Here is a 25533-nt window from a genome sequence, read left to right as displayed (position 1 = left end):
ATATGAGCCTTTGCCGTCAATACGCCTCTGATTAAAGCGCTGACTTGTCAGCACCCTCAATAACGATCTCTTCCTGCACGACAAACGTCTTCTGGCGTCCGATAAAAGTCGAACCGTGTGCGAGCCACCGCCTGCCTTCAGGAGATTGAAAGGCTACGTCTGTCGCCTCCTGGCTATCAAACCACGTTTCGGCAATGCCATCCACTTCTCCCAGCTCCCATTTGAGCGGAACATCAGCGCGTTGCGGTTCGCTTATGATATGACATAGTACATATCGCCTTAAACCCGGCACATCGTGTGATATGGGCAAATGGTCATTCCAATGCTTCAGGAATTCTTCTTTGGACATGCCCTCTTTGCGCGTTAATAGTGAAATTCGTTTAACCATTGTTTTGCGTGACTTCGATTCAGGTATATTGTTCATTTCGATTTCCTTTTGATTGTCGACTCATTCAGTTGGTTTTGATCTGCTCGTCCGCGATTGCCTTTTTCCAAAGAGCACCGTCGGCGTTCACTCGTTCAGCGAGCTCCTCAGGCGAACTGGGATTAGCACGCATACCGAGTCTTGCAAATTTCTCTATCACGCCTGGAGAAGTCAGTATTTCGTTTACTTCGTTAGTCAACTTTTTTGTTATATCCGGCGACATGTTGGCCGGACCGAACAACCCCATGAAACCGACAACATTGAATCCGGATACGGTGTCGCTAATTGGAGGCACTGAAGGCAGTAGCGGATCCGCTCTCAAACTGGAGACACCGAGCGCACGGAGTTTTCCCGACTCCAGGAAAGGTTTGATTTCCGAAATGGTTGCAAACATCCAGTCCACTTCTCCTCCAATAACCGCCAGAAGTGCGGGATTATTTCCCTTATAGGGAACATGCAGAAACTTCAGCTTGGTCGCATTGGCAAACATCACGCCCGTCATATGATTGCTGGAGCCGTTGCCTGCCGAGCCATAGGTTAATACTTCGGGGCTCGATTGTGCTTCTTTGATAAATTCAGGCACAGACTTCGCTTTCATTTTCTTGCCAACCACAAGAACATTGGAATATTCGGTAAGCATTGAAACCGGCGTGAAATCCGTACGGGGATTGTAAGGTACCTTCTGAAGATAAGGCGTCATTGTAAACGTGCCCGAGTTGCCCAGTCCAATTGTGTAGCCATCATTTTTTGACTTGGCCAGCCGCCCGACACCAATGGAACCGCTTGCTCCCCCTACGTTCTCAACCGCAACGGCTTGTTTCGTTCTTTCCTGAAGTCCGGCAGCGATCTCACGACTGATAATGTCGGTTGCGCCGCCGGGCGGGAAAGAAACGATAAATCGAATCGCATGGTCGGGCCAGCTTGAGCCTGAGGCGTCCTCTGTCTGTGCCTGACCTGGACCGGCTACGAAAAAGGCAATCAAGAAAAAGGCCAGTTTTCGAATGTATGAAAGCATTTTTTTTTGATGAACGTAAGCCATCTTGTCTCCCTGCACTTTCTTTTATTTTGAAAGCGAAGAGTAATGCAATCCCATTTTAATGTCAATAGGTTAGTTTTATGACCTTATTATGGTAACAATCACGTTTTTACTCTCGATAACAGATGACTCCAAGACAATTTCGCAGATTGATATTAAAAACATGTCTCGAAAATTGAACATTCAATCTTCGAAGAAAAAGCGATAGTGAAATGAATAAAAGTAGCTTTCAATAGAAACATTCAATTGATTTATAACTACCGCATAATTTGATGTCTCATTTAATGAATATCGCTCTCTTTCATTCCAACGCAGTCTATATACAATCAAAAACACGAATAGGTTCACTAATATGAAGAAACAGAATACGCAAAAAAAAGAGGATTTGATTGCAGTAAACAGCAGTCCACTGGGTCGCGCTTTCGCGCTCCTGGATTTGTTTGCGCACCTCGGACTGGTCTCCGTGTCCGACATTGTCAACATGCTGAAAATACCGCGTCCCACCGTAAACAGATATCTCCAGTCATTCGAGCAATTAGGCCTGATTCAAAGATCCCCTTACCCCGGGAAATACTGTCTTTCTGCAAAAATGGCTTCGCTGGCGCATCTAATGCTGACCTCGACATCAGCATATGCACCTATTCGTTCTCTGTTAACCGGTCTTTCCCGGCGAACTGGAGAATCGGCGAACATTTCAGTCATGTCGATGGGGTACGTACAGTTTGTGGTGACCTCTGAAGCAGCCACTCGTGCTCAGCATATTCAGTCAGGCATGAGCGTCCCCCTGCATACCAGCGCGGTGGGCCATGTTTTTCTGGCCGGTATGAGCGACAGATTATTGGACCAATACCTGGCAACCGGTCCGTGGAAACAAATGTCGAAATACACGATCACGACGCCCGAGGGTTTGAGGAAAAAGATCCTGCAAGTCAGAAAAGACGGCTACTCAATCAATACGGCAGGCTACCTGGAAGGCATTATAGGCGCATCGGTTCCGATTTTCGATCAGGACAAAAATATTCTGGCAGCACTCGGACTGTATGTATCGTCAAATGAGAAAACGGAGAAGGACGTTATCGAAATGATATCTACCATGCGCGTCTACGCCGACCGGATTGGAAAAATATTGCGGGAATAGTACGTGCACTAACAAAGGAGATGGAGATGAAAAACAGAATAAGCAGCACACGCAGACGATTGATTTTCTCGGCAGCTACTTTACCGCTTGCGGCATCGCCAGGCCTGACAAAGACGGTTTTTGCCGGCACTTCCGGATACCCGGATCGCCCCGTCAAATTCGTCGTTCCTTTTGTCGCTGGTGGCGGTGCAGACATCGCAGCACGCCTGGTAGCTCAAAAGCTATCCGAATTATGGGGCAAACCTGTCGTAGTGGAAAATAAAGGCGGTGCGGGAGGCAACGTTGGCGCCGCTTTCGCAGCAAAAGCGGACCCTGACGGTTATACATTGCTGGTTCCTTCCGGCAGCATTCTGACAGTTAATCAATATCTGTATAAATCACTTCCATTCAACGGCAAAACCGATTTCATTCCCATTACGAAGTTGGTAAGCAGCCCGCACGTTCTCGTAGTGAATGCCAATTTCCCCGCTCAAACGCTCCAGGAATTTATAGCGGTACTTAAAAGCAAGCCTGGATCGGTCAATTATGCCTCCGCAGGGATTGGCAGTCAGACGCACATGGCCGCCGAACAGTTTCTCTACGCAGCAGGCCTGGAAGCTACGCATATTCCTTACAAAGGCGAAGGGGGAATTTATCCGGACCTCATGGCAGGACAAGTACAGTTCGCGGTAGGCAATATTTCCGTCGTATCCGGTCAGCTGTCGTCACCACGCTTGCGTGCGATCGCCATCACCAGTCTGCAGCGAAGTCCTATCCTGCCGGACATTCCAACAATGGCGGAGTCCGGGCTGGATCACTTCGAAAATCTCGCCTGGTTTGGATTGATGGCACCTGCACGTACATCACGGGAGATCATCCAGAAGCTATATCAGGATTGCCATCATGTTCTAAGCGATGAGCAGACCGTCGCCAGATTTCGCAAAATGGGGGTAGAGATCGTCGCAAGTCCGCCACCACAGTTCACTGATGACATTCAGCGCGAGTCCAGTCACTGGGAAAAAATCATTACCGCCCGCCAATTAGCTGTACGTTGATATCACTATTTTTGAAAAGGAATGACATGAATAAAGAGCTGTTTGACAAAGGAATGAAAATTCGCAGGGAAGTGTTAGGTGACCGTGCAGTCGATACTGCCATGAAAAATGCCGACGATTTTTTCATGCCCTTCCAGGAGTTTGTGACCCAGTATTGCTGGGGAGAGGTTTGGGGGCGTCCCGGGTTGGAACGGAAAACACGCAGCCTGCTGAATTTGGCGATGATTGCTGCACTTAACCGGCCCAGCGAACTCAAACTTCACATCAAGGGTGCGTTGAATAATGGCGTCACGAAAGAAGAAATGGTCGAAATATTCCTGCAGGTCGCCGTCTATGCCGGTGTGCCTGCAGGTCTTGAATGCTTTCGGCTCGCGCGCGACGTATTTTCTCAGGAGGCCATTTAATGCCAACACCTTCAAGAAAAATCGGCTTTATCGGTTTAGGCGCGATGGGCTACCCTATGGCATCCCGGCTTTATCATGCGGGACTGTCGATGGAAGTGTCTGATATGTCAGACGGTCATCTCAGAAAATTCGTCGCAGAACACCCGCAATCAAAAGCGTTACAGACATACAAAAATCTGTCCGACGATGTTGGTGTCGTCATTCTGATGCTTCCAGACTCCAACGCCGTTGAGTCTGTCGTGCTCGGAACCTCAGACACCGACGGATTAATTAATATTTTGCCACCGTCATCGCTCATTATCGACATGAGTTCTTCCAATCCGGTCAGAACACGTGAACTTGCAAAGCAGCTGGAAGAGCAGCAAATTAGTTTAATTGATGCGCCCGTCTCTGGTGGCGTAAAAAAAGCAATGACCGGCATGCTAACAATCATGGCCGGTGGCGATCCCGGGAAGGTCAAAGAAGTATCTGAGTTGCTGTCTCTGATGGGGAGCATCACGCACGTCGGATCAAATGGTTGCGGTCACGCATTAAAAGCGTTGAATAATTATATTGCCGCCGTCAGTTTTGTGTCTGCGACAGAAGCCTTGTTGGTGGCGGAACGTTTTGGACTGGATCTGTCACTCATGACGGACGTGCTCAACCGGTCGTCTGGCAAAAATAGCGCTACCGACTACAAAGTAAAACAATTCATTCTTTCCGGAACATTCAATTCCGGCTTCTCACTTCAGTTAATGGCAAAAGACGTAGGTATTGCATTAGATCTTGCCGAGAACATGGGGCAGGCGCTACCGCTGGGAGAAGAAATAGGCAAATTATGGCATCACGCTGCTGCCAGTCATGGGCCGACAGATCATACGGTCATGTATAAACTAATTGCAGAACGCCGACCTCAATAAACGACGCGTCGCGGGGGTGAGAATCTTGCGCGCCCGACACATGGGAAGCCGTACCAAGGCACACTCTGTACGGGCGCTATTGCTTGATTGCAACTGGCAAACCCCCAGTTCAATCCAGTGTAAATCCTGCGTTGATGGTGACCTGCCAATGCGCAACCTTGCCGTCCACTACATGACCTCGCGTCTCGGTAACGGTAAACCACTGGATATTGCGCACCGTCTCGTTGGCTTTGGCAAGTGCATTGCTGACGGCTTCTTCGATGCTGGTTTTGGAGGATCCTGTCAGCTCAATATGTTTATAGATATGATCAGTCATGATGCTGCTCCTTTTTGTATGGATTGGCATCTACCATGTTACGGTGATTGGCGCATTAATGCAATTGTCATTTCGGCAGAGCGACATCTCAAAAAATACTGAATCAGTCCTCTGGCCGCAACAACAGCCTTTCAAACACGTCCTCGGTTCCCATCTGACCGCCCTTGAGCATCACTTCAAGCCCGTCCAGCATGACATCGTCGCTATGCATGGTGCAAACGGTCACCCCCGGCGACAGTATTCTTGAATAGGACAAGGCCCAGACATTCAATCGTGCCACCGCCTGGCTCGATGTGTCCCCTCCCGCGATCCCAAGATGGCCCAGGCGAATGCCACGTTCTGCCAGTCCGTGCATCACGTCGCGGACAAACTGTGCCGTACCCTGGGCAAGGTCGCCCGAATCGATACCTGGATCGCGTCCGTTCTGTTGATCGACATAAGCCAATACATGACGTTTTTTGGCCAGTAAATCACAGATTTTCCGGCATTGCGCCTGCCGGTACGCTGCGTCGACCAGCAGCGTTCGCGCCTGCAATGCGATTTTTTCATATGAGTGGCACGTTGCCACTTGGGCTGCGGTCACGGGAGACAGGCTTGCTGCCAACACAAATGTCGGTCCACCTGCCTTTTTGCGCGTGCTGGCCTCTGGCAACGATATCTCTGAAGCATCGTGATTTTGATCATCGCCCCAATGAGCGGCCACCGCTTGTAAAACAACACTCGAACCGACGACCAGGGCTGTGTTATACCGTTTGGCCAGGCGCTGGATTTGTCGCCCAATATGGGTGAGCTGAGCGTTATCGGACACATCAAACAACACAGCCCGACCCATCTTTCCCATGTCGCTGCGACCATGATCACTGGCGCGATCCACCTGCTCGTCCAACGCAGCCGGCTGCTGCCTGTAAGCCGTGTAAGGAACGCTGAACACGTCCTGCATGCCCTGGCATTTCAAATGCAATCGCAAATCGGCTTCATCCATCGGTGTGACCGGATGACACTGCATGGTCGGATGCCGATCGATGCGATAAATATCACTGGAACTGCCGGCCGAGGCAAACAGATTGCCAAAGCAACAATAGCGGCCAATATCGGGCTGTCCGCCCACGATCAATGCGCATGGCGCTCCGACATATTGCCCCAGAATGCGAATGGCTTCGCCCAGGCTGCCTGCGTTCGGCGCACTGTCAAAAGTGGAACAACATTTGTAATGCAGAACCGGAACTGCCATTTCCTGGAAGAAACGTCCCACCCTGGGTAACGATGCCTGCATTTGCAGCCCGGACATGGAGCGGGCAGTACCGGCAATGCCAATGGCCTCAAGCGGGCCGACGCGCGACAACTGCTTCTGCGTGGGAACATCCAGAAACAGGATACTGCGCAAGTTCGAGCGTGCCGCGACAGCCAGCGTATCGGTTGCACCAGTGAAATCATCGCCATACCAGCCGAACTTCAGGCTCATGATTGCGAGGCACCGAAAAAATCCAGCGCCGCCTTCAATTCCGGCATATTGCGACTGTAATGTGCCAGAGAAACACCTTCCTGCTGCGCGGCCCAGGCCTGTCGAAGACTGACTACACCTGCCGCCGGCCCCATGGGATGGGCGAGAATACCGCCACCCGACATAAAAAGCAGATCCTGGCTTTGAACTGCGTGCCAGGTTGCAGGAACCGTCCCGGCCCACTGACCCGACGAAAACACCGGCAGCACCCGATCATCAACGCTATCGGACATTCTGCCCAGGGAAACAGCCGCAGCATCAACAACTTCGCTATCGGGTTGTGAAAACTTTCCCTGCAGCCCATGCACATGCATATGATCCACGCCGGCAAGTCGCCACATTGCCTGATAGGGTTGATAACCGATCCCCAGCAAAGGATGCCGCGATAGCGCACCAAAGCCGTTGCGATGACCGTGCACAGCCAGCTCCGTAGTCCGCCGCAAGCTTTGAATGGCTGAAAAACCGCAGTAATTCAGGCTGGCCATGACGCAGGTGCCCTCCTGCTGCCGGACCAGATCGGCATGGCGTCGCATGGCGTCCAGATCGTCGCTAATATTGAATGCCATCATGACTTTTTTCCCGGTACGCTGCGCATGCTCACGTATTACCGCCATCACCGCCGGAACCCGCTCTGCCAGCGGCGCATGTGCAGGGTTGGCGCATACTTCATCGTCCTTGATGAAATCAACACCTGCCTCACACAGGGTTTTGACCAGCTCAGCCGTCTGCTGCGCAGTCAGGCCGACATTGGGCTTGATAATGGTGCCGACCATCGCGCCATCGCTGGCACCTATACTGGCACGGGTTCCATCCACACCAAGCCGCGGCAGTTCAAATTGCATTCGAAATGACGATGGCAGGGTCAGCGATTCCAGGCGCAGTCCGGTCACTTCGCCCAGATCATACAAATTACCCGAAACGGTCGCAGCCAGCGTGGCCAGATTTGCACCAAAATTGGCGACGGGGAATGAAATATCAATCTCGGCGCGACGCCATGGACCCTTAACACCTCTGCGCTCCAGCCATGCATTGGGCAGACTGGCAACATCGGCTGCAGCAAGCTCGCGAACCGCGCAAACCGTGGCACGGGCCCGTTGCCTGAGTTCATCGGTTTCTCCGGCAACGCGGGTAAAGGTGCCGCAAGATTGCTCGCCAGCCATGATTTCAGCGACCCTGGCCGGCTCAAAAGGCGTTTCCACCGCATATCGGGCCAGAACGTCCTGGGTACTCATAATGTATCCAGGTCCGGAAACGGCCTGACGGCCTGCTGTCCATTCCAGTTCTCCGCTGTTTCGCGGATCAGATCAAACAGCCGCCCCTTGGGGCCTGCCACTTCCGACAACTCAATGACCGTGCCAGGATGATATTCTGTGTCAAAGTAAATAAACCGTCCCTGTTCACCCACTTCGCCACTCATGCGCGGCTTGAATCCCTGCTTGAGCAGGCGCTCCAGATCGGCGTCATATTGCTCGGTCCAGTAAGCCACATGTTGCAAGCCAGTACGGCCGGCCTGACGAAAATCCCGATACATGGAAGGGACATCATTACGCGTTTGAATCAACTCGACCTGCACAAAACCCGAATTGGCCAGTGCCACGGAATTATGCGGCTCATAGGCCTTTCCATCGTACTCATAATTGCGAATAGGTACTTTGGGGTTGTAATACCAGGGCCCGACACCCAGGGTATCGCTCCAATAGGCCATCGCCTCTTCGATATCATCAACGACATATCCCAGCTGACGAATTTCGCCAAAAAAAATGCTCATGTTATGTTCCAGCTTTTTGATAAAAACAGTGCGTGGGGTAATGAATTCTTCTGGTGCATCCGGATTACTTAATAAAACCCGTTGATATCCAGGGCACGAAAGTCACAATCATCAAGCCCACCAGCAGTGCGACGACGTAACCCCAGATATGCCGCATGCCTTCTGATGGGTCGACCTTGCTGATGGCGCAGGCGCCGTAGTACCCTACGCCGAAGGGCGGCGCGAACAGCCCGATGCCCATCGCAAAAATGACGACGATGGAATAATGCACATCATGAATATGCAATGCACGCGCAACGGGGAAAAGCAGTGGCCCGAACAGCACAATGGCCGGAATGCCTTCCAGAATGCTGCCCAGGATAATGAATGCAATCACCGAAATAATCAGAAAACCGTAGCCGCCTCCCGGCACCCCCGCCATCAGCGCCGCCAGGTCACTTGAGAAACCCGACTGAGTGAGCGCCCACGCCATGGCAGTCGCGCAACCGATGATCAGCATGATGGCGCCAGACAACGTTGCCGTCTCCACCAGGATGGGTGTAATGCGTTTCCAGTCAAACTGCCGATAAACCACCAGTCCCAGAACAACGGAATACACCACACCGATGGTCGAAACTTCAGTTGCGGTCGCCACGCCCTCCACCACTGCAGCCCGTATCACGAACGGCAAAGAGATGGCAGGCAAAGCAATCATCAGCAAACGAAAAATCTCGCGTGCGGGGACTTTGGGCACCTGGGCCATGTTCTCGCCACGATAGCGCCAGCCGACGACCACACAAAGACATAAGCCCAGCACAACTGCCGGCAGAATCCCTCCAGTGAAGAGTGCGGCAATCGATACGCCCGTGACCGAACCAATGGTAATCAATACGATAGAAGGCGGGATCGTTTCGGTCTGCGCGCCTGTGGCAGATAGCAGCGCGACGAGTTCGCCTTTTTTTGCGCCGCGCTTTTCCATCTCCGGGAATAACACGGGTGTGATTGCGGCCATGTCAGCAATTTTTGACCCCGAAATGCCGGACACCAGATACATGGCACCGATCAGCACATAGGACAGTCCCCCACGCACCCGCCCAAGGCAACTGGCCAGAAACTGGATCATGGCCCGGGCCATGCCCGTCATTTCAATGAGCGCCCCCAGAAAAATGAATAATGGCACCGCCAGCAAAATCAAATGCGACATGCCCTCATTCAGTCGTCCTACCATGACCACGATAGGCGTCTGCGTGGTGAGCGTCAGGTAGCCGAAGGTCGCCAGCGCAAAGGAAAACGCGATAGGCACACCCGAGAAAACACCGGCAGCCACAACAATCACAAAGAAGATCACAAGATTGAATTTGCCCAGCTCCATCAGCCAGGGTTGCGCCAGCCAGAAAGCAGCCAGCAGGGCCAGCGTCACGCCCAGACTGGTGAACAGTTGCTTGCGGCTGGCCGTCATGGCCATGCGGGTTGCCGACGTCAATATCATGAGTGCAATGCCGGTCGGCAGGGCCGCAGCGTGCCAGGCGTTGCTGATTTCCAGCGCCGGCGTCACGATATAGGACTCTTCATAGGCATATTCAAAAGCAGGATACAGAAACAGCACCAGGAATGCCATGGACGCAGATAGCGCGAATCCTTCAAGAAGCAAACGAGTATGTGGCGATACGCGATCAATGAATGCGGTCATGCGCATGTGTTGTCCGCGCCGCAGCGCAATGACGGCACCCAGCATGGACAACCAGAGAAACAGAATGGACGCCAATTCATCGGTCCACACCAATGGCACATGCAATACGTACCGCGCTACCACCCCTGAAAACAGGATGACCACTTCCAGAAGAATCAGGGTAACGGCGACCAGCTCAATGCAACGCCCGAGTACCCGGTCCACCGCGACCAGCCATCTGGCGGCACCGGATGCAGATGAACCGACAGACGTTGGCGCTCGCAGCGCGGAATCTGAGTGCATGGCAGTATCCATGTGATTAAACCAGCTTGCCGACGGACGCTTCAAGGGCAGCCCAGGCTTCATCGCCAAACCGCCCTTTCCACTCTTTGTAGAAGCCGGCATGCCGCAAGGCCTCCCGGAACGAGTCCGGAGTGGGGGTGTTGAATGTCAGGCCCTTGGACTGTAAATCGGTGACAACTGATTCATTCAGCTTTTTAATGTCCTCGCGCTGGCGCATACCCGCGCCATTGATCCCGTCGGCTACGATTTTTTTCAGGTCATCAGGCAACCGATCCCAGGCTGCGCCGTTGGCAATAAACCAGAAACCATCCCAAATGTGATTGGTCAATGAACAATACTTCTGAACTTCATAGAGTTTTGCAACCTGGATAATCGGCAGTGGATTCTCCTGAGCATCGACAATTTTCGTCTGCAAAGAGGAATACACCTCGGAAAATTGAAGACTGGTAGGAGAGGCACCCAGCCCCTTGAACATGGAAATCGACAGCGGGCTGACCGGCACGCGGATTTTAAGGTCATCAAGATCGCTGGCCTGTTGAATGGGCGCCTTACTGCTGGTCATTTGACGAAAGCCGTTATCCCACATTTTGTCGAAAGCGTACAAGCGGATTTTGCGGATAGACGCACGCACATGAGCGCCCAGCTCCCCATCCATCGCTTTCCAGACCTGTGAATAGTCACTGAATGCGAATCCCAGCGCGTTGATGGCGGCAACTGGCACCAGCGTCGCGATCACCAGTGAAGATGGCGTAAAGAATTGTATGCCGCCGGATCGCACCTGAGACAACATGTCGGTATCGCCGCCCAGCTGATTATTCGGAAATATGGCAATATCCACGCGCCCGCCGGATTTTTCCCGGATTTCGTCAGCGGCTTCCTTGGCACGTATGTTCAACGGATGCGACAAAGGCAGGTTGTTGCCATATTTATAAGAAAACTCGGCGGCGCGCGCCACCTGAGGCAAAGCGCCGACCACACCCGCCAGCGGCATGGCAGAGAGCGTGCGCAGCATGCTGCGGCGGGAATATTTCTGCATCGTTGTCTCCAGATAATAAATGATGGTTTTTGATTTTTTTTATTTTTATAGCCGAAACGATATAGTGATATGATGACAGCGTCAATCATTCCAAATGATGGTTTTTGATGTAATGGCAAATCCACACAACCCCGCAGGCAAAGCCAATATTTCCGATATTGCGCGCCTGGCAAACGTTTCCACCGCCACGGTAGATCGCGTCCTGAATCGCCGGGCGGGCGTACGGGAAGCTACCGTCCAGCGCGTACTGAAGGCGGCAGCAGAGTTGGCCTATCTTCCGGAAAATGATCTGTACGCAGCCCTCACGCCCAGCGCCATGCGTATTTCATTTGTATTACCCAAAGGCACCAACCGTTTTATCAAAATGCTGGGTGACACCATTACCTACTCTCATGACAGCTGGGCTCCCTATAACGTGAAATGCAGAGTGGACTATGTCGAAGGATTCAATCCCGAGGCGCTTGCCACCAGCCTGAAAAAGCAGGCCGAGCGTGCCGACGGCGTGGCCTGCATGGCTATTGAACATCCCCTGGTTCGTGACGCCATCGAGGATCTGGTCGAAAAAGGCAAGCACGTGATTACATTGATTACCGATATCTCCAACACCCGTCGCGCCGCATACATCGGTCTGGACAACAGGGCGGCCGGGCGTACGGCAGCCTATCTGATCGCCCGTTTTATCGGGGCGCGACCGGCCAAGGCCGCCATGATTGCCGGAAGCCTGAGTTATCGCGCGCACGAAGAGCGCGAAATGGGTTTTCTGTATATGTTCAAGGAATTGTTCCCCACGGTTGACGTTGTCGGGCTCAGAGAAGGACTGGATAGCGCCGAGGAGAACTATCGCCTCACACGCCAATTACTGGAGCAATCGCCCGGGCTGGCCGGTATTTACAATATAGGCGGCGCATCGGACGGCGTTGCCCGGGCGCTGAAGGAAGCGGGTCTGGCACATAAAGTCGTGTTTATCGGCCACGGACTGACGCCCGACACCCGCGCCCTGCTCATTGATGGCACCATGGACGCGGTCATTACCCAGAATCCGCAAACCACAACCATGAACAGCATTCGGATCTTTGCCAATTTGCGCGATCGACGCCCTGTCATGAGCGGCGTCGATCCGGTGCAGAGCCAGATTATTTTTCGGGAAAACCTGCCTTGAAGGCAACGTGACCGATATTGTCATCATCGATAAACCTCATGATCGTATTACCGCGATAGCAGTAAACCCGAATGTGTCCGGCAATCAGCGCAAACCGCCAGCCACGATCAAGATCACGAAGACAGATTGTCCTTGAAGAACGCCAGTGTGCGCGACCATGCCAGCTTGGCAGCCGCCTCATCGTAACGTGGCGTGGTGTCGTTGTGGAAACCATGATTGACGCCATCATACATGTGCATTTCGTACTTTTTATTATTAGCCTTTAGCGCCGCTTCGTAATCCGGCCACCCCGCATTGATACGCTCGTCCAGCCCGGCGTAATGAATCAACAACGGCGCATTGATTTTAGGCACGTCAGCTGCTGCAGGCTGACCGCCATAAAAAGGCACCGCAGCAGCCAGATCCGGCATCCGCACAGCAAGCATATTGGCGACCCCGCCCCCATAGCAAAAACCGACAGCGCCCAGTTTTCCATTGGCAGCCTCATGGCCTTTCAGAAATTGCGCAGCGGCCACCATGTCTTCGGTACGTTTGGCCGGATCCAGTTTTGCAAAGAGCTCGCGCGCCTTGTCTTCGTCTCCCGGGTAGCCGCCTGCAGGCGTCAGTGCATCAGGAGCAAAGGCGACATAGTTTTCGACAGCAAGCCGCCTTGCCACGTCCTCGATATAGGGGTTTAAACCACGGTTTTCATGGATCACCACCACCGCCGGCAACTTGCCTGCGGCCTCGGCAGGCTGGGCAAGATAGCCTTTCATGGTCCCGTTGCCCTGTGGAGATGGATATTCCACATAGCCCGTTTTAATTCGTTTGTCATCGGGCGCAATCTGCTGGGCCCATGCGAAATTCGGTGCCAGGCTGCTTAAAATAGCCGAAGCGGTCACGCCGCCGACAGCGTAGCGTGCCGAACGGTCAAGAAACTGGCGCCTGTTGATGCCGCCATGCACATAGGCATCGAACAGTTTGAGTACTTCAGGATGAAAATCACTTGCTTGCTTGCGGTTCATGGTACGAACTCCTTGACAGGCGGGCCGGCAGGCCCGGAAGAACAGAAGAAGGAACTGAGGGCAAAAATGAGTACACGATGAAATCCGAAACCGATACTGGTACCATGTATTGGCGCAGAACAGGGGCCGCCCCCCTTCTGCACAGGATCACATTCATGTTAATTAAATCACAATATAGGGGACAACCATGAAGAAAATGTCATTTGTATTAGCCGGACTATTGGCTGCCATCATCACCAGTGCCGGCGCCCAGGAAAAACCGACAGTGCAATTCATCGCCACAGGCGGCACCATCGCCATGAAAATCGATCCGGTCAAAAAGGCACCGGTACCCGCCATCTCCGGTGACGATCTGTTGGCGACCGTGCCGGAGGTGGCTGAGTTTGCAAAAATCGAAGTCAACAATTTGTCGAACGTGCCGTCCGATTACATGGACCCGCCTCGCTGGGTAGCGCTGAGCCGAGCGGTTCAGACCGCACTGCAGCGTCCGGAGGTATCAGGTGTCATTGTGTCCCATGGCACCGACACGCTGGAGGAAACTGCATTCTGGCTGGACCTGACTGTGCAATCAGAGAAACCCGTCGTATTGATTGGTGCTCAGCGTAACGCATCCTCTTCTGATTTTGACGGCCCGCGCAATTTGTTGAACGCAGTGCGTATCGCTGTTGACGATCAGGCCAGGGGGAAAGGCGTTATGCTTGCCATGAATAACCAGATCAACGCAGCCCGCCATGTCACAAAAACCCATACCGCGAATGTTGAAACTTTCCAGTCGGGCGACTATGGTTTCCTCGGCGAGGTGTATCCCGATCAGGTGCTGTTCGCCCGGACACCGCTACGGCGTCAGCATATTACAGTCCAGACAGATGCCATGCCCAAAGTGGAGATCGTGGCCATGTATGGCGGCGCCGATGGCAGCCTGCTGCGCAGCGCTGTGGACCAGGGAGCGAAGGGAGTCGTGGTGCAGGCCCTGGGCATGGGCAATATGAACAAACCCATGTTTGAAGCAGTCAAATACGCACTGGAAAAACAGATTCCCGTAGTCATCTCAACGCGTGTCTATAATGGTCGCGTCATGGCCAACTACGGATTCGAAGGCGGTGGTAAAACGACGGCAGACGCAGGTGCCATCATGGCCGGCAATTTGAGCCCGCAAAAAGCCCGCATTTTGCTCATGCTGCTTCTGCAATCTGGAAAAACCAGTAAGCAGGATCTGCAAGCCGCCTTCGATGCCATGTAATCAGTAACGATTGCCGGGGGCCGGCCGGCGGCCAGAATCAGAACCGGTAGCCGACCCCAATCGTAGCAACCCAGGGGTTGACCTTCGCTGTACCGATTTTCGTGCCGTCGATCCTGACTTTGGTCTTGATATCGATGTAGCGGACACTGGCATTCATAAACCAGTTCTCGCTCAGCCTGACATCGGCCCCCACTTGTGCCGCCAGTCCCCAGGAATCGGACAGCGTCAATTTTTCTACGCCCAGTTCACGCAATGCGCCTGTGGGTTTGGTGTGAAAGAAGGTCGTGTAGTTGACGCCCACACCCACGTATGGCTGCACTGCCGCATCGGGCAAAAAGTGCCATTGCAGACTCAGCGTTGGCGGCAGGTGTCTTGTCTTGCCGATACGGCCGATATCACCGCCCAAGTCAGGAGCATCGCCACGGATGTCATGCTGAAATGGTGCAGCAGCCAATAATTCGATCCCGAGATGGCGCGTGGCCATATAGGTCAGACTGAAGCTCGGGCGGGTGCTGCTGTCTATGTCGAGGCCAATACCCCGTGGGGCGATTGCCTTTCCCACGGTCCCGTTGTCGGACGTGGGCATCACACTTGTCAAGCCGGCCTTCACGATCCAGTCGCCGGCCTCGTGAGCGACAGCAGGCGTTGCGAGCAACGAACCCACGGCAACAGTACAAGCTACAGCAATATGACGAACAGCAATCATTTTTCTACTCCATCAGAACGTTGTTAATGAACCGATAGCATGGAGTAAATATGACAAGTGAATATTGACCTGGCGCAAGGTCAGGTGGCAAGCGATGGCAGATTACTGCTATATATTGATGTAGATCAAAAAAATAGTCATAAAGGCGGCGCGCAACTGAATCGCAGAGATACCGGGCTGTCTGCAATCAGCCCGGGTTCTGTTGCCAGGACAAGTCTTTTTTCTTCGCTGTGTTTGACCGCCAACAGCCCGCTCTGCAGGACTTGAGGGGATCCCCCGACACTGACCTCGCTGTGATACTGGATCAGCGCAGACAGACAACCGCAGTCACCCACAGGTTTATGCGAATCGATAGCAATATCTGCCAATACAAGATCGGCTTGCGTGGACACCGCTCTGGCCTGAATCGCAGCGCAGGCGGAGACATCGTTCTGAATGTGCAACGGTGCCGCATGGATCGGTAGCACAATGCAGGCGAAAAGCACAATTGCAGAAAACCGGTATTGCCTATGTTGCACGACAGGCCTCAATCCATATGCGGATGCCGGTCGACAAGGCGCTGACGCCGCTCGCGCAGCGCCTCGAGCTGCGCTTCCATGGCCGTAATCTCTTCTTCGATATCAGACACGGTCTGTTCAATATTTTCGTACGCTTCTTTGAGCAGCGCCTTGGCTTCGTGTTTGTTGGACGCGTTCGGCGTGTCACCGCGCAACGGTTTGTTTGCTGTTTCAGGGATGACAAATGAAGTCACGATGCCAATCACTGCCGCCACCATCAAATAATAGGCGGGGAGCAGCAGATCGCCGGTTTCTTCCACCAGCCATGCCGCCACAGTAGGCGTGAGACCGGCCACGATAATGGCGACATTGAACGAACTTGCCAGGGCGCTATAGCGAATGCGAGTCGGAAACAAGGCGGGCAATGTAGATGCCATCACACCGGTCATACAATTGAGCAGGATGGCGATAAATAACAATCCCAGAAAGATCAACCCGGTATTGTCGCTGCCGATGAACTTGAACGCAGGAATCGCCAGGAACAGCAAGCCGATGCTACCGGCCCGTATAAACGGTTTGCGCCCGATTTTGTCACTAAAAAAACCCACAACAGGCTGCACGAACAACATGCCGATCATGACCACGACGATGATTAACACGCCATGCTCTTCCGAGTAACCCAGGCTGCTGGACAGATAAGTCGGCATGTAGGTAAGCAGCATGTAATACGTCACGTTTGTGACGAGTACGACGCCGATGCAAATCAGCAACGCCTTGCGATATTTGACGAAAATTTCCCGGAAAGACACTGTCGGCCGCTCTTTAATGGCATCCCGGTCTTCTTTTTCCATTTTCTCCAGTTGCTGAGTAAATGCCGGCGTCTCTTCTGCTGCATGACGCAGATACAACCCCAGCAACCCCAGCGGACCGGCCACGAAGAACGGAACACGCCATCCCCACTCAAGAAAGGTCGGCTCGCCAAGAATGGTCTGCAAGAGCACCACCAGCCCCGCACCGAGAACGAAGCCGGCAATGGACCCAAAGTCGAGCCAACTGCCCAGGAATCCGCGTCGCCTGTCGGGCGCGTACTCTGCAACGAAAATGGCCGCGCCGGTATATTCGCCCCCAACAGAAAAGCCCTGGGCAAGTTTGCACAAAAGGAGAATAATGGGCGCCCACAGGCCGATGGTTGCGTAGGATGGGATCAGGCCGATGCAGAATGTGCTGATCGCCATGATGATAATGGTCAGGGACAAAACCTTCTGCCGCCCGAACCGGTCGCCCATCACACCAAAGAAAACGCCCCCCAGCGGACGCACCAGAAACGGAACCGAGAACGTACCGAGCGCAGCGATCGTCTGGACCGCAGGCGAAGCATCGGGAAAAAAAACCTTGCCTAGCGCATAGGCAACGAAACCGTAAACACCAAAGTCAAACCATTCCATCGCGTTGCCCAGCGCAGCCGCCGTAACGGCTTTCTTGAGCTTGGAATCATCAATGACGGTGATATCGTCGATGTGCAGGGGTTGCCCCTGCTGTGGCGCTGAAGTTGATTCACTCATAAATCTGCTTCCCTGCTTCCCGTTGTTATACGAGACATGGTGCCATAATGTCATTACGGTTGCAATAATTTATCTTAAGAACAACGGCAGACGAAAAAAACCCCAGGGCCAAACCGCAACCTGGGGATTTATACTACGGAGAGAATGCCAGCCTGGAGGATTTCTGTAAGTCAGGCAACCGCACGTCTTGTATGAGTCGCGTCATTGAAGGCCCGTCTCACTACGATTGACTGCAAATCCCCCGGCGTTTCTTTTATATTACTAATCGCGCCGGCGATGGCCGCAGTAACGCACCATCGCCAAGTCGTGCTACTGATTAGAAATGGTGGTTCAGACCAATACCGATCAGCGTAGACTTGAGTTTGACGTTTTCCTGATTGTCAAACTTCAGCTTGCCTGTACCGTATGACGCGATCGCGTAAACGTTGGTGCGTTTGGACAGTTTTTGTTCGTATCCAAGGCTGAAAATGTGCAGGTTGCCCTTCACACCGTCAAATGCGTCACCCGTGTTCTTGGTCGCGCTGCCCTGGTAAGAGAACATGATTTTGCCACTGTCGCCGACGGGAGCCGTCACACCAGCCATCCAGGCCTGTTGGCGATAGCCATTGGTTTCTGCATAATTGCGGCCATACACAACGCTATTGGGATTGGTAACTGTTGTGAAATCATTGAACGCTGCGTTCAGGCCTGTACTGCCGGCGCCTTGTTCAACAATCACGTCGTTGGCAATGGAACCACGAACCTGACCATAGCCCAGGAATGCTTTAACCACTTCAAAGTCGTAAGAACCAAACAGGTTCCACATGTGGGTTGTGCCTTTCAGATCACCGTCGCTGTCGCGATAGTCTGTACGGAAGCGATCATACGAGGCGGCCACTGTAATCGGGCCATTGTCGTAGGAAATACCGGTAGTGATCCAGTTAGAGGTATCGCGTGATTCAAAATCGTCAAAACCGTCGCTGCTGGTGGTCTTGTTGTTTTTGCCTGCGTAACCGATACCGACTTTGAAACCGCCAAAGTCAGGTGACATGTATTTGATCGAGTTGTCCATACGGGCGTATACGGAAGCACCGAATGCACCTGAAAGCGTACCCGCCTGCAGATAGCTCACGCCAAACGGATTCAGCGAAGACAGCAAGTCAGATGCTACGTGAGTCTGGCGGCCCAGAGTCAGCTTGCCCCAGTTCTCACCAGCCAGACCAACATAGGCATAACGACCGAACAGACGTCCGCCTTGTGCAGACCGACCGTTACCCAGGTTAAAGCCGCTTTCCAATTGGAAGATCGCGCTGGTGCCGTTGCCCAGGTCTTCACTTCCTTTCATACCCCAGCGATTCCCATTTCGTACACCATCGATCAGGCCGATGTCGCGTGTTTTAGTGTAGGCATCACCTTGGCTAACTTTGGTTTGTTGGTATCCGATACCGGCATCAACAATACCGTATAGAACCACGGAAGTCTCGGCACTCGCAACTCCGGTAAAACCGAGAGTCAATGCCGCAGCAAGCAAAGTCTTTTTCATCTATCTAATCTCCTCAGGGAATGGTCTTCAGTTCTTATCCGAATGTTTCTGGAACTGTTCAGATTGGTTAAAATATAAAGATTAGACCCACTTATGTAAAGATTTTGTATCCGGGTTCGAGTAAGCAGGGTGGGATGATAACGCCATCAGAAAGGGCAAAAGATCTATCTATTGACCCATTAAAATCACGTTTGTAAACTGGCTTTTCTTCACCGAATTAGCAAGGTCAACTTTTCTGTTATTACTTTTGTAATCAAAACGTTACTATGCCAAAGGTGATATTCAGAAATGGAAATAACAGGGAAGAGAGGGATGATAAAAAGTGCTTTCCGGTGGCATGTCTGCAGGCGCCCGACCAAGCAATACAAGGGTTTTCCTTGATAGTGGATATACCCATGCTTTTTAGCCACGTTTTGTGACAAATATGCGACACACGCGGATATGCTCAGTTCCTGCAAAAGCAGCAACTGACTGGACCGTACACGGTCAGTTTGATCGCGCCCGGTTCAATTCTGCCTGCTCTTTTTGCGTCCCCTGCAGGCGTACCAACAGGAAATGAGCACCATTACAATGACGCTGATAATCACAAAGGCGATTTCCGCCCCTTCCGTTTCGGAAGGCGATAGATGAAACAACGACGAGCATACAATTGCAGCGCAAAAGGCAAACACTGCCGCCACAATCTGTCTGACGTATAACGGCTCCCGTTCTCTATCCGATGGCGCAAGAAAAAACGCCGCCACGACAACAATCACCATGAGCAGGCCGATAAACCAGGCCCAGATATCCATTATTCTATTCCTAAATAATTGACTAGTCAAAGACATTATACGGGATAGATAAACACGCCGTCTGCATTACGCTACACAGACGGTCGAAACAACGTAAAGTGATGATGTATCGTGGAAAAGGTCGCGACGACTTATTATTTATTGTTTGAGATTCAAGCCCAATTGCTCAATAGTCGCCTTTTCGTTCTTCATGGCAGCCGCTGCAAACGCTTGAAAATCCGCAGAACTTCTGTATTCAGGCGTCATATCAAACTGCGCCAGCATTTTTTTGAAGTCTTCTTTTCCCATTGCCTCTTTGAAGGCATCGTGCAATTTGCGCACAATCGCCGGGTCGGTACCCTTGGGTGCCACCAATCCCCAGGGTGAGCTTTGGACAATATCAATTCCCAGTTCCCTCAATGTGGGTATCTGCGGAAAACGCGGCATGCGTTCCTGCCCCCACACGGTCAGCACTCGCAATTTCCCCGTTTGCACCAGTGGCACGAAAGCCGAGGTTTCGGCTGCACTGTCGACCTGCCCCGCCATCAGTGCCTGCAGGGACTCTCCAGACCCTTTATAGGGAATGTGATTGAACTTGACGCCAAATTTCATTGCCACCCGCTCCATGGTCAGATGGTTGGTGGTTGCAACCCCGGGCGTCCCGTAGGTCACCACTCCCGGATGCTGTTTTGCATAGGCGATCATGTCATTCATGGTTTTGAAGGGTGAGGACGCGGGCACGACAACACCAAAGGCATACCCGGTAATGCCGATGACATAGGTCAGGTCGCTTGATGGATCCCAATTGATTTTCATTGTGTACGGCATGCGATAGACACCGGCCACTGCGACTGCCAGCGTGTAGCCATCGGGCTTCATGGAGTAGACGGTTTGCGTGGCCAGCGTGCCTCCAGCGCCGGGGCGATAATCAATAATCACCGGTTGCTTGAGGGACTCCGATACATGTTTGGCGAGTACCCGCATGGGACCATCAGTCGATCCGCCCGCGGCAAATGGCAACAGAATGCGAATCGGCCGATCCGGATAATGCTCAGCTGCCTGCTGCGCCGATGCGGCTATCGGAAAAAATGAAAAAGGTGTCATAAGCACGAGCAACAATGCTACGTTGCACGCGCCCTGCATTAATCTGTTAAAGCATTCTCTTATTACGTTCACGGCTGCCTCCTTGTGTATTGTGACGTCGGGCCATTCTGTACTATTATTCCCGTTCATCACAGCCCGAAAACCGCGATGCAGTATTGATATAACGAGACAGGAGATAAACCATGAACAAAATGCGCAATGAGGACGATGACGACAGCCAGGAGAATCGTGATCGCCATTTTGTGACTGCCCTGGCCCGCGGACTGGCCATCCTGAAGTGCTTTCGCTCGGGCGAAGAGCTCCTTGGCAACCAGGAACTTGCGCTGCGCTGCGACCTGCCCAAGTCCACGGTAACCCGGCTGACCTACACGCTTTCCAAACTGGGCTACCTGCATAAATCCGGCCAGCAACCGCGATACCGGCTGGGCATGAAGACGCTCACACTGGGCGGGACCACTCTGGCTCGCCTGAATGTCAAGCAAATCAGCCAGCCCGTGATGCGTCAGTTGTCAGAAGAGACAGAGAGTCTTATTTCACTTGGCATTCGCGATGACATGAGCATGCACTACATCGAGAGTTACCGCGGTAATGCACTGATTACCCTGAATCTGGGCATTGGATCGCGCATTCCAATTGCGCCCACGGCGATGGGCAAGGCTTATCTGGCACTGGCCGATGCAACTGAGCGCCGTGCGCTGGAAGATCGCATCCGCTCGTTTGACACCTTTTCCTGGCCGCGACTGAAACAGGGCATTGAACAGGGTCGCCAGGATTACCTGACGCTCGGATGTGTCCGCTCTTTTGGTGACTGGCATAAAGAGATCAACGGACTGGCCGTTCCGCTTTCGTTCAGCAGCGGCATGCCGATTATGGTGCTGACCTCTGCCGGGCCGGCCGGCCATATGACGCAGGATCGCCTGATGCGCCAGGTCAGACCCAAACTGTTGACCGCAGCGGCCGAGATCGTGAAAAAAGTAAACGCAGACGCGGTCGCTTAAGCGACTTGGCGTCACCTGCTGACGCTTTCAATACTGCATTGCAGTTTTCCATTTGCCTGATTCGTCTTTCCCGTATTTCGCATTGACGTTATTTGCTCTACCATTAATCTACAGTCGTAAGCAAAAAACAAATTATGTGGAGATCATGACGTGAGCTGGAGACCCGACACCAGGCAACTGACTCGCATTCATCAGATTGTGGATGAATGGGCCGTTCGCACCCCGAACGCAGCGGCGCTGCGTGACCGCTATGCCAATATCAGTTATGGTGAACTGACTGCGTTTTCCGAAAAACTGGCAGATGAACTGTCCCAAAGGGGTGTGCGCGGCGGAGATCGCATTCTGATCGTCGGAGAAAACTGCGTATCGGCGTGCATCATCGTGATGGCTATCAGCCGGCTTGATGCCTGGTCCAGCTTTGTCAACGCCCGGCTGTCACCCCGGGAAATCGACAGCATCATCGAGCATGCCACGCCCAGGCTGACACTTTACACGTGTCATGTCTCTGAAAACGCCAAGGCGCATTCGGCGCGCCACCAGGCTGCGCCGCTCCCTATGCCGGCGCTTGGCGATATTCACATCGGCGTTTGCAATCAATCAACGGTACCCGAAACCGTATATGAAGGAGCTGAGCAACAGGTCGCCGCGATGGTATACACATCCGGCACATCAGGCTCTCCAAAAGGCGTCATGCTGACACACGCCGGTCTTTTGTTTGCCGCACGCCAGGCCTGCACATCGCGCTGCATGAACCCCGGCGACCTGCTCTATGGCGTGCTGCCCATGGCGCATGTTGTCGGGCTGGTGACACAGTTTCTGGGGGCCATGCTGGGCGGCGCAGCTGTATTGCTGGAGGCCCGGTTTTCTGCAAGCCAGGCGCTGCACATTCTTCTTAATGAAAAGGTCAGTTTATTTGTCGGTGTACCCGCCATGTACGCCAGATTGCTGGAGCAGGTTCAAAAAGAACCATTAAGTACCCGACAACATGCCTTGAGATGCATAGGAACATCCGGGGCCCCTCTCACGTCCAAGCTTAAAAAAGAAGTCGAAAATTTGTTCGGTCTGCCGTTAAACAATGGATACGGGCTGACGGAAACGTCGCCGACCGTTGCCCAAACCCATATTGATCAGGTCCGGCACGACTGCTCCGTCGGCTTTCCGATCCCCGGCATAGAAATCAGCATCGTCGATGCTGACAGCAAACCGGTACCGCAGGGTGAAGTGGGTACGTTGCGTATCCGCGGCCCCAATGTCATGAAAGGCTACTACCGCAACCCCGAGCTGACACGCGAGGCCATCTCGCCAGAAGGCTGGTTCAATTCCGGCGATATGGTCCGGCAGGATCCCGACGGTGCGCTGCATATTGTCGGACGCAGCAAGGAACTCATCATTCGATCGGGCTTTAATGTGTATCCACTTGAAGTCGAACAGGTTATCAACAGCCATTCGTGCGTGGTGCAGTCTGCCGTTGTAGGAAGAACCGTTGAGCATAATGAGGAAGTCGTAGCATTTATCGAACTGAACCGGCCTGCGCAAGCCACCGACGAAGCCGATTTTCGCGAATATCTGCGTGAGCGGCTCTCGCCCTACAAATTGCCTGCGGAGATCCGGTTTCTCGAGGCGCTGCCCACCGCACCCACAGGAAAGATACTCAAAAATGCACTTAAACAGCTTGCCGCACAGTCTTTCGACCACGCACAGGCAAGCCCGACGAACTAATTGCCTCTTCATTATCAGGACCCATTCTTATGACACTGCCTGCTGCCCTGCAAGACAAGCTTGCTTTGCCCGTTATCGGCTCCCCTCTTTTTATTATTTCCAATCCAGCCCTGGTCATTGCGCAGTGCCTGTCGGGCATTATTGGTTCCATGCCCGCGCTCAACGCCAGACCCCAGGCGCAACTGGACGAATGGCTGGAGCAGATTACGACCACACTGGATCAGGCGCGTCAGGACATGCCGCAAAAACGCATCGCCCCGTTTGCAATCAACCAGATCATCCACGGCTCAAATGACCGGCTTGACCAGGATATGGATTCCTGCATTCGCTATCGCGTGCCGGTCATCATTACGAGTCTGTCTGCACCCACTGATTTTGTGGCGCCGATTCATGAATACGGCGGGCTGGTTTTTCATGATGTCACCAATATCCGGCACGCTGAAAAAGCCCTGGAAGCCGGCGTTGACGGGCTGATTCTGGTATGCGCCGGCGCGGGCGGCCACGCAGGCACCCTGAGTCCATTCGCCCTGATCAGCGAAGTCAGACGGTTTTTCGACGGCCCGATTGCCCTGTCCGGCGCCATGACGTCGGGCGCGCACATCGCCGCCGCCAGGGCGATGGGCGCCGACCTGGCCTATATGGGCACCCGTTTCATAGCTACCGAGGAGGCCAACGCCCAAACCGAATACAAGCAAATGCTGGTGGATAGTGACGCCTCTGAAATCGTATATACCCCGCTCTTTACTGGCGTTCATGGCAATTATCTGGCTCGCAGCATTACCGCTGCCGGCCTGGATGCGAAAAATCTGCCAAACGCAGATAAAAGCAGCATGGACTTTGGTTCAAAACGCATCAAACCCTGGAAAGACGTTTGGGGTGCAGGCCAGGGCGTGGGCAATATCCAGTCGGTCCTGCCCGCAGGAGAACTTATCGCGCAGTTGGCCACGGAATATCACAGCACACTGGCACAACTTGGGCACTAATCCATAACACAACAACATACAGGAGTCATTTCATGGACAATAAAAAAGCGATTCTCGTCATCGGCGCAGGAGACGCGACCGGTGGCGCCATCGCCAGGCGTTTTGCACGCGAGGGGTACATCGCCTGCGTAACCCGCCGGCACGCAGACAAACTGGAACCGCTGGTCAATCAAATTATCGCCGAAGGCGGTCAGGCACACGGCTTCGGCAGCGACGCCCGCAAGGAAGACCAGATGATCGAGCTGGTCAACCAGATTGAAAGCACCATCGCCCCCATCGAAGTGGCCGTTTTCAATATCGGTGCCAATGTCCAGTTCAGTATTACCGACACCACTGCCCGCGTTTATTCGAAAGTCTGGGAAATGGCCTGCTTTGCAGGATTCCTGATGGGACGCGAAACGGCACGCGTTATGCTACCCCGCGAACGCGGCACGATTATTTTTACCGGCGCCACAGCCAGCCTGCGAGGACGAGCCAATTATGCCGCCTTTGCCGGCGCAAAACATGGATTGCGCGCACTTGCCCAAAGTATGGCGCGCGAATTGTGGCCCAAGGGCATTCATGTTGCCCATCCGATCATCGACGGCGCCATCGATACCGAATTTATCCGCGAGACCTTTCCACAGCGCTACGCCCTGAAAGACCAGGACGGCATTGTCGACCCGGAAAGCATTGCCGAAGCATACTGGCAGATTCACCAGCAGCCGCGCAATGCCTGGACGCATGAGACCGAATTGCGTCCCTGGATGGAAGCCTGGTAAC

The 25533-nt window shown here is 53.2% G+C and carries 25 protein-coding genes; 10 read left to right on the top strand and 15 right to left on the bottom strand.

Annotated features, from left to right (window positions below):
- Positions 1-31: 31 nt before the first annotated feature.
- Together W822_RS34620 and W822_RS0123560 are read right to left on the bottom strand one after the other, a co-directional pair.
- Positions 32-424 (bottom strand): EthD family reductase, encoded by a 393-nt coding sequence (locus tag W822_RS34620; RefSeq protein WP_024005230.1) that lies wholly within the window; start codon positions 422-424, stop codon positions 32-34.
- Between the two features lie 28 nt (positions 425-452).
- A complete protein-coding gene (locus W822_RS0123560) occupies positions 453-1463 on the bottom strand; it encodes a Bug family tripartite tricarboxylate transporter substrate binding protein (RefSeq protein WP_024005229.1) in 1011 nt (336 codons plus the stop codon).
- A 349-nt stretch (positions 1464-1812) separates the two neighbouring features.
- Between W822_RS0123560 and W822_RS34615 the strand changes: the two genes are divergently transcribed.
- From W822_RS34615 to W822_RS34600, 4 genes are read left to right on the top strand one after another with little or no spacing between them, the layout of a single operon-like run.
- The gene (locus W822_RS34615) at positions 1813-2598 is read left to right on the top strand and encodes an IclR family transcriptional regulator (RefSeq protein WP_024005228.1); all 786 of its coding nucleotides are present in this window, start codon (positions 1813-1815) and stop codon (positions 2596-2598) included.
- A gap of 26 nt (positions 2599-2624) precedes the next feature.
- Positions 2625-3632, top strand: a complete 1008-nt coding sequence (locus W822_RS34610) for a Bug family tripartite tricarboxylate transporter substrate binding protein (RefSeq protein WP_024005227.1) — start codon at positions 2625-2627, stop codon at positions 3630-3632.
- Between the two features lie 26 nt (positions 3633-3658).
- Positions 3659-4036: a carboxymuconolactone decarboxylase family protein gene (locus tag W822_RS34605; protein ID WP_024005226.1), complete on the top strand. Its 378-nt coding sequence runs from the start codon at positions 3659-3661 to the stop codon at positions 4034-4036.
- Positions 4036-4935, top strand: a complete 900-nt coding sequence (locus W822_RS34600) for an NAD(P)-dependent oxidoreductase (RefSeq protein ID WP_024005225.1) — start codon at positions 4036-4038, stop codon at positions 4933-4935. The genes W822_RS34605 and W822_RS34600 overlap by 1 nt, the downstream gene beginning before the upstream one ends.
- Before the next feature lie 109 nt (positions 4936-5044).
- Here the strand turns inward: W822_RS34600 and W822_RS34595 are convergent, their stop codons facing one another.
- The 6 genes from W822_RS34595 to W822_RS34570 all read right to left on the bottom strand — a co-directional run bounded on the left by W822_RS34595 (position 5045) and on the right by W822_RS34570 (position 11507).
- Positions 5045-5251 (bottom strand): dodecin, encoded by a 207-nt coding sequence (locus W822_RS34595; RefSeq protein ID WP_024005224.1) that lies wholly within the window; start codon positions 5249-5251, stop codon positions 5045-5047.
- 103 nt (positions 5252-5354) lie between these two features.
- A complete protein-coding gene (locus W822_RS34590) occupies positions 5355-6713 on the bottom strand; it encodes a four-carbon acid sugar kinase family protein (protein WP_024005223.1) in 1359 nt (452 codons plus the stop codon).
- A complete protein-coding gene (locus W822_RS34585) occupies positions 6710-7984 on the bottom strand; it encodes a ribulose-bisphosphate carboxylase large subunit family protein (RefSeq protein WP_024005222.1) in 1275 nt (424 codons plus the stop codon). Before W822_RS34585 ends, W822_RS34590 begins: the two co-directional genes overlap by 4 nt.
- A complete protein-coding gene (locus W822_RS34580; protein WP_024005221.1) occupies positions 7981-8520 on the bottom strand; it encodes a VOC family protein in 540 nt (179 codons plus the stop codon). Before W822_RS34580 ends, W822_RS34585 begins: the two co-directional genes overlap by 4 nt.
- 64 nt (positions 8521-8584) lie before the next feature.
- On the bottom strand, positions 8585-10471 hold the full coding sequence (locus tag W822_RS34575; protein WP_024005220.1) for a TRAP transporter large permease: 1887 nt from the start codon (positions 10469-10471) through the stop codon (positions 8585-8587).
- 16 nt (positions 10472-10487) lie between these two features.
- Positions 10488-11507: a TRAP transporter substrate-binding protein gene (locus W822_RS34570; protein WP_024005219.1), complete on the bottom strand. Its 1020-nt coding sequence runs from the start codon at positions 11505-11507 to the stop codon at positions 10488-10490.
- Between the two features lie 94 nt (positions 11508-11601).
- Between W822_RS34570 and W822_RS34565 the strand changes: the two genes are divergently transcribed.
- Positions 11602-12666, top strand: a complete 1065-nt coding sequence (locus W822_RS34565; protein ID WP_024005218.1) for a LacI family DNA-binding transcriptional regulator — start codon at positions 11602-11604, stop codon at positions 12664-12666.
- A 113-nt stretch (positions 12667-12779) separates the two neighbouring features.
- On the opposite strand, the gene W822_RS34560 is transcribed toward W822_RS34565, so the two are convergent.
- Positions 12780-13670 (bottom strand): dienelactone hydrolase family protein, encoded by an 891-nt coding sequence (locus W822_RS34560; RefSeq protein WP_024005217.1) that lies wholly within the window; start codon positions 13668-13670, stop codon positions 12780-12782.
- A 196-nt stretch (positions 13671-13866) separates the two neighbouring features.
- Between W822_RS34560 and W822_RS34555 the strand changes: the two genes are divergently transcribed.
- Positions 13867-14910 (top strand): asparaginase, encoded by a 1044-nt coding sequence (locus W822_RS34555; protein ID WP_031242702.1) that lies wholly within the window; start codon positions 13867-13869, stop codon positions 14908-14910.
- Positions 14911-14947: 37 nt separating this feature from the next.
- Here W822_RS34555 and W822_RS34550 read toward each other — a convergent pair whose 3' ends face one another.
- The 6 genes from W822_RS34550 to W822_RS34525 form a co-directional block, all read right to left on the bottom strand.
- Positions 14948-15616 (bottom strand): OmpW/AlkL family protein, encoded by a 669-nt coding sequence (locus tag W822_RS34550; protein WP_024005215.1) that lies wholly within the window; start codon positions 15614-15616, stop codon positions 14948-14950.
- Between the two features lie 137 nt (positions 15617-15753).
- A complete protein-coding gene (locus tag W822_RS34545; RefSeq protein ID WP_051401667.1) occupies positions 15754-16134 on the bottom strand; it encodes a DUF2195 family protein in 381 nt (126 codons plus the stop codon).
- An 8-nt stretch (positions 16135-16142) separates the two neighbouring features.
- On the bottom strand, positions 16143-17675 hold the full coding sequence (gene proP, locus W822_RS34540; protein WP_024005213.1) for a glycine betaine/L-proline transporter ProP: 1533 nt from the start codon (positions 17673-17675) through the stop codon (positions 16143-16145).
- A 316-nt stretch (positions 17676-17991) separates the two neighbouring features.
- The gene (locus tag W822_RS34535) at positions 17992-19197 is read right to left on the bottom strand and encodes a porin (protein WP_024005212.1); all 1206 of its coding nucleotides are present in this window, start codon (positions 19195-19197) and stop codon (positions 17992-17994) included.
- A 506-nt stretch (positions 19198-19703) separates the two neighbouring features.
- Entirely contained in the window at positions 19704-19988 is a 285-nt protein-coding gene (locus W822_RS34530; RefSeq protein WP_024005211.1) for a hypothetical protein, read from the bottom strand.
- Between the two features lie 138 nt (positions 19989-20126).
- Positions 20127-21071: a tripartite tricarboxylate transporter substrate binding protein gene (locus tag W822_RS34525; RefSeq protein ID WP_437177150.1), complete on the bottom strand. Its 945-nt coding sequence runs from the start codon at positions 21069-21071 to the stop codon at positions 20127-20129.
- 182 nt (positions 21072-21253) lie between these two features.
- Here W822_RS34525 and W822_RS34520 point away from each other — a divergent pair, with 182 nt between their 5' ends.
- From W822_RS34520 to W822_RS34505, 4 genes are all read left to right on the top strand, one after another.
- The gene (locus W822_RS34520) at positions 21254-22069 is read left to right on the top strand and encodes an IclR family transcriptional regulator (protein WP_034279574.1); all 816 of its coding nucleotides are present in this window, start codon (positions 21254-21256) and stop codon (positions 22067-22069) included.
- A gap of 150 nt (positions 22070-22219) precedes the next feature.
- Positions 22220-23788: a class I adenylate-forming enzyme family protein gene (locus tag W822_RS34515; protein WP_031242699.1), complete on the top strand. Its 1569-nt coding sequence runs from the start codon at positions 22220-22222 to the stop codon at positions 23786-23788.
- 29 nt (positions 23789-23817) lie between these two features.
- A complete protein-coding gene (locus W822_RS34510; RefSeq protein WP_024005207.1) occupies positions 23818-24771 on the top strand; it encodes an NAD(P)H-dependent flavin oxidoreductase in 954 nt (317 codons plus the stop codon).
- Between the two features lie 32 nt (positions 24772-24803).
- Entirely contained in the window at positions 24804-25532 is a 729-nt protein-coding gene (locus tag W822_RS34505) for an SDR family oxidoreductase (protein WP_024005206.1), read from the top strand.
- The last annotated feature ends 1 nt before the right edge of the window (position 25533 follow it).

Source organism: Advenella kashmirensis W13003 (genome assembly GCF_000506985.1).
Taxonomy (GTDB): domain Bacteria; phylum Pseudomonadota; class Gammaproteobacteria; order Burkholderiales; family Burkholderiaceae_B; genus Advenella; species Advenella kashmirensis_A.
Note: the sequence above shows the minus strand (reverse complement) of the source record. Positions and strands in the feature narration are given on the sequence as shown.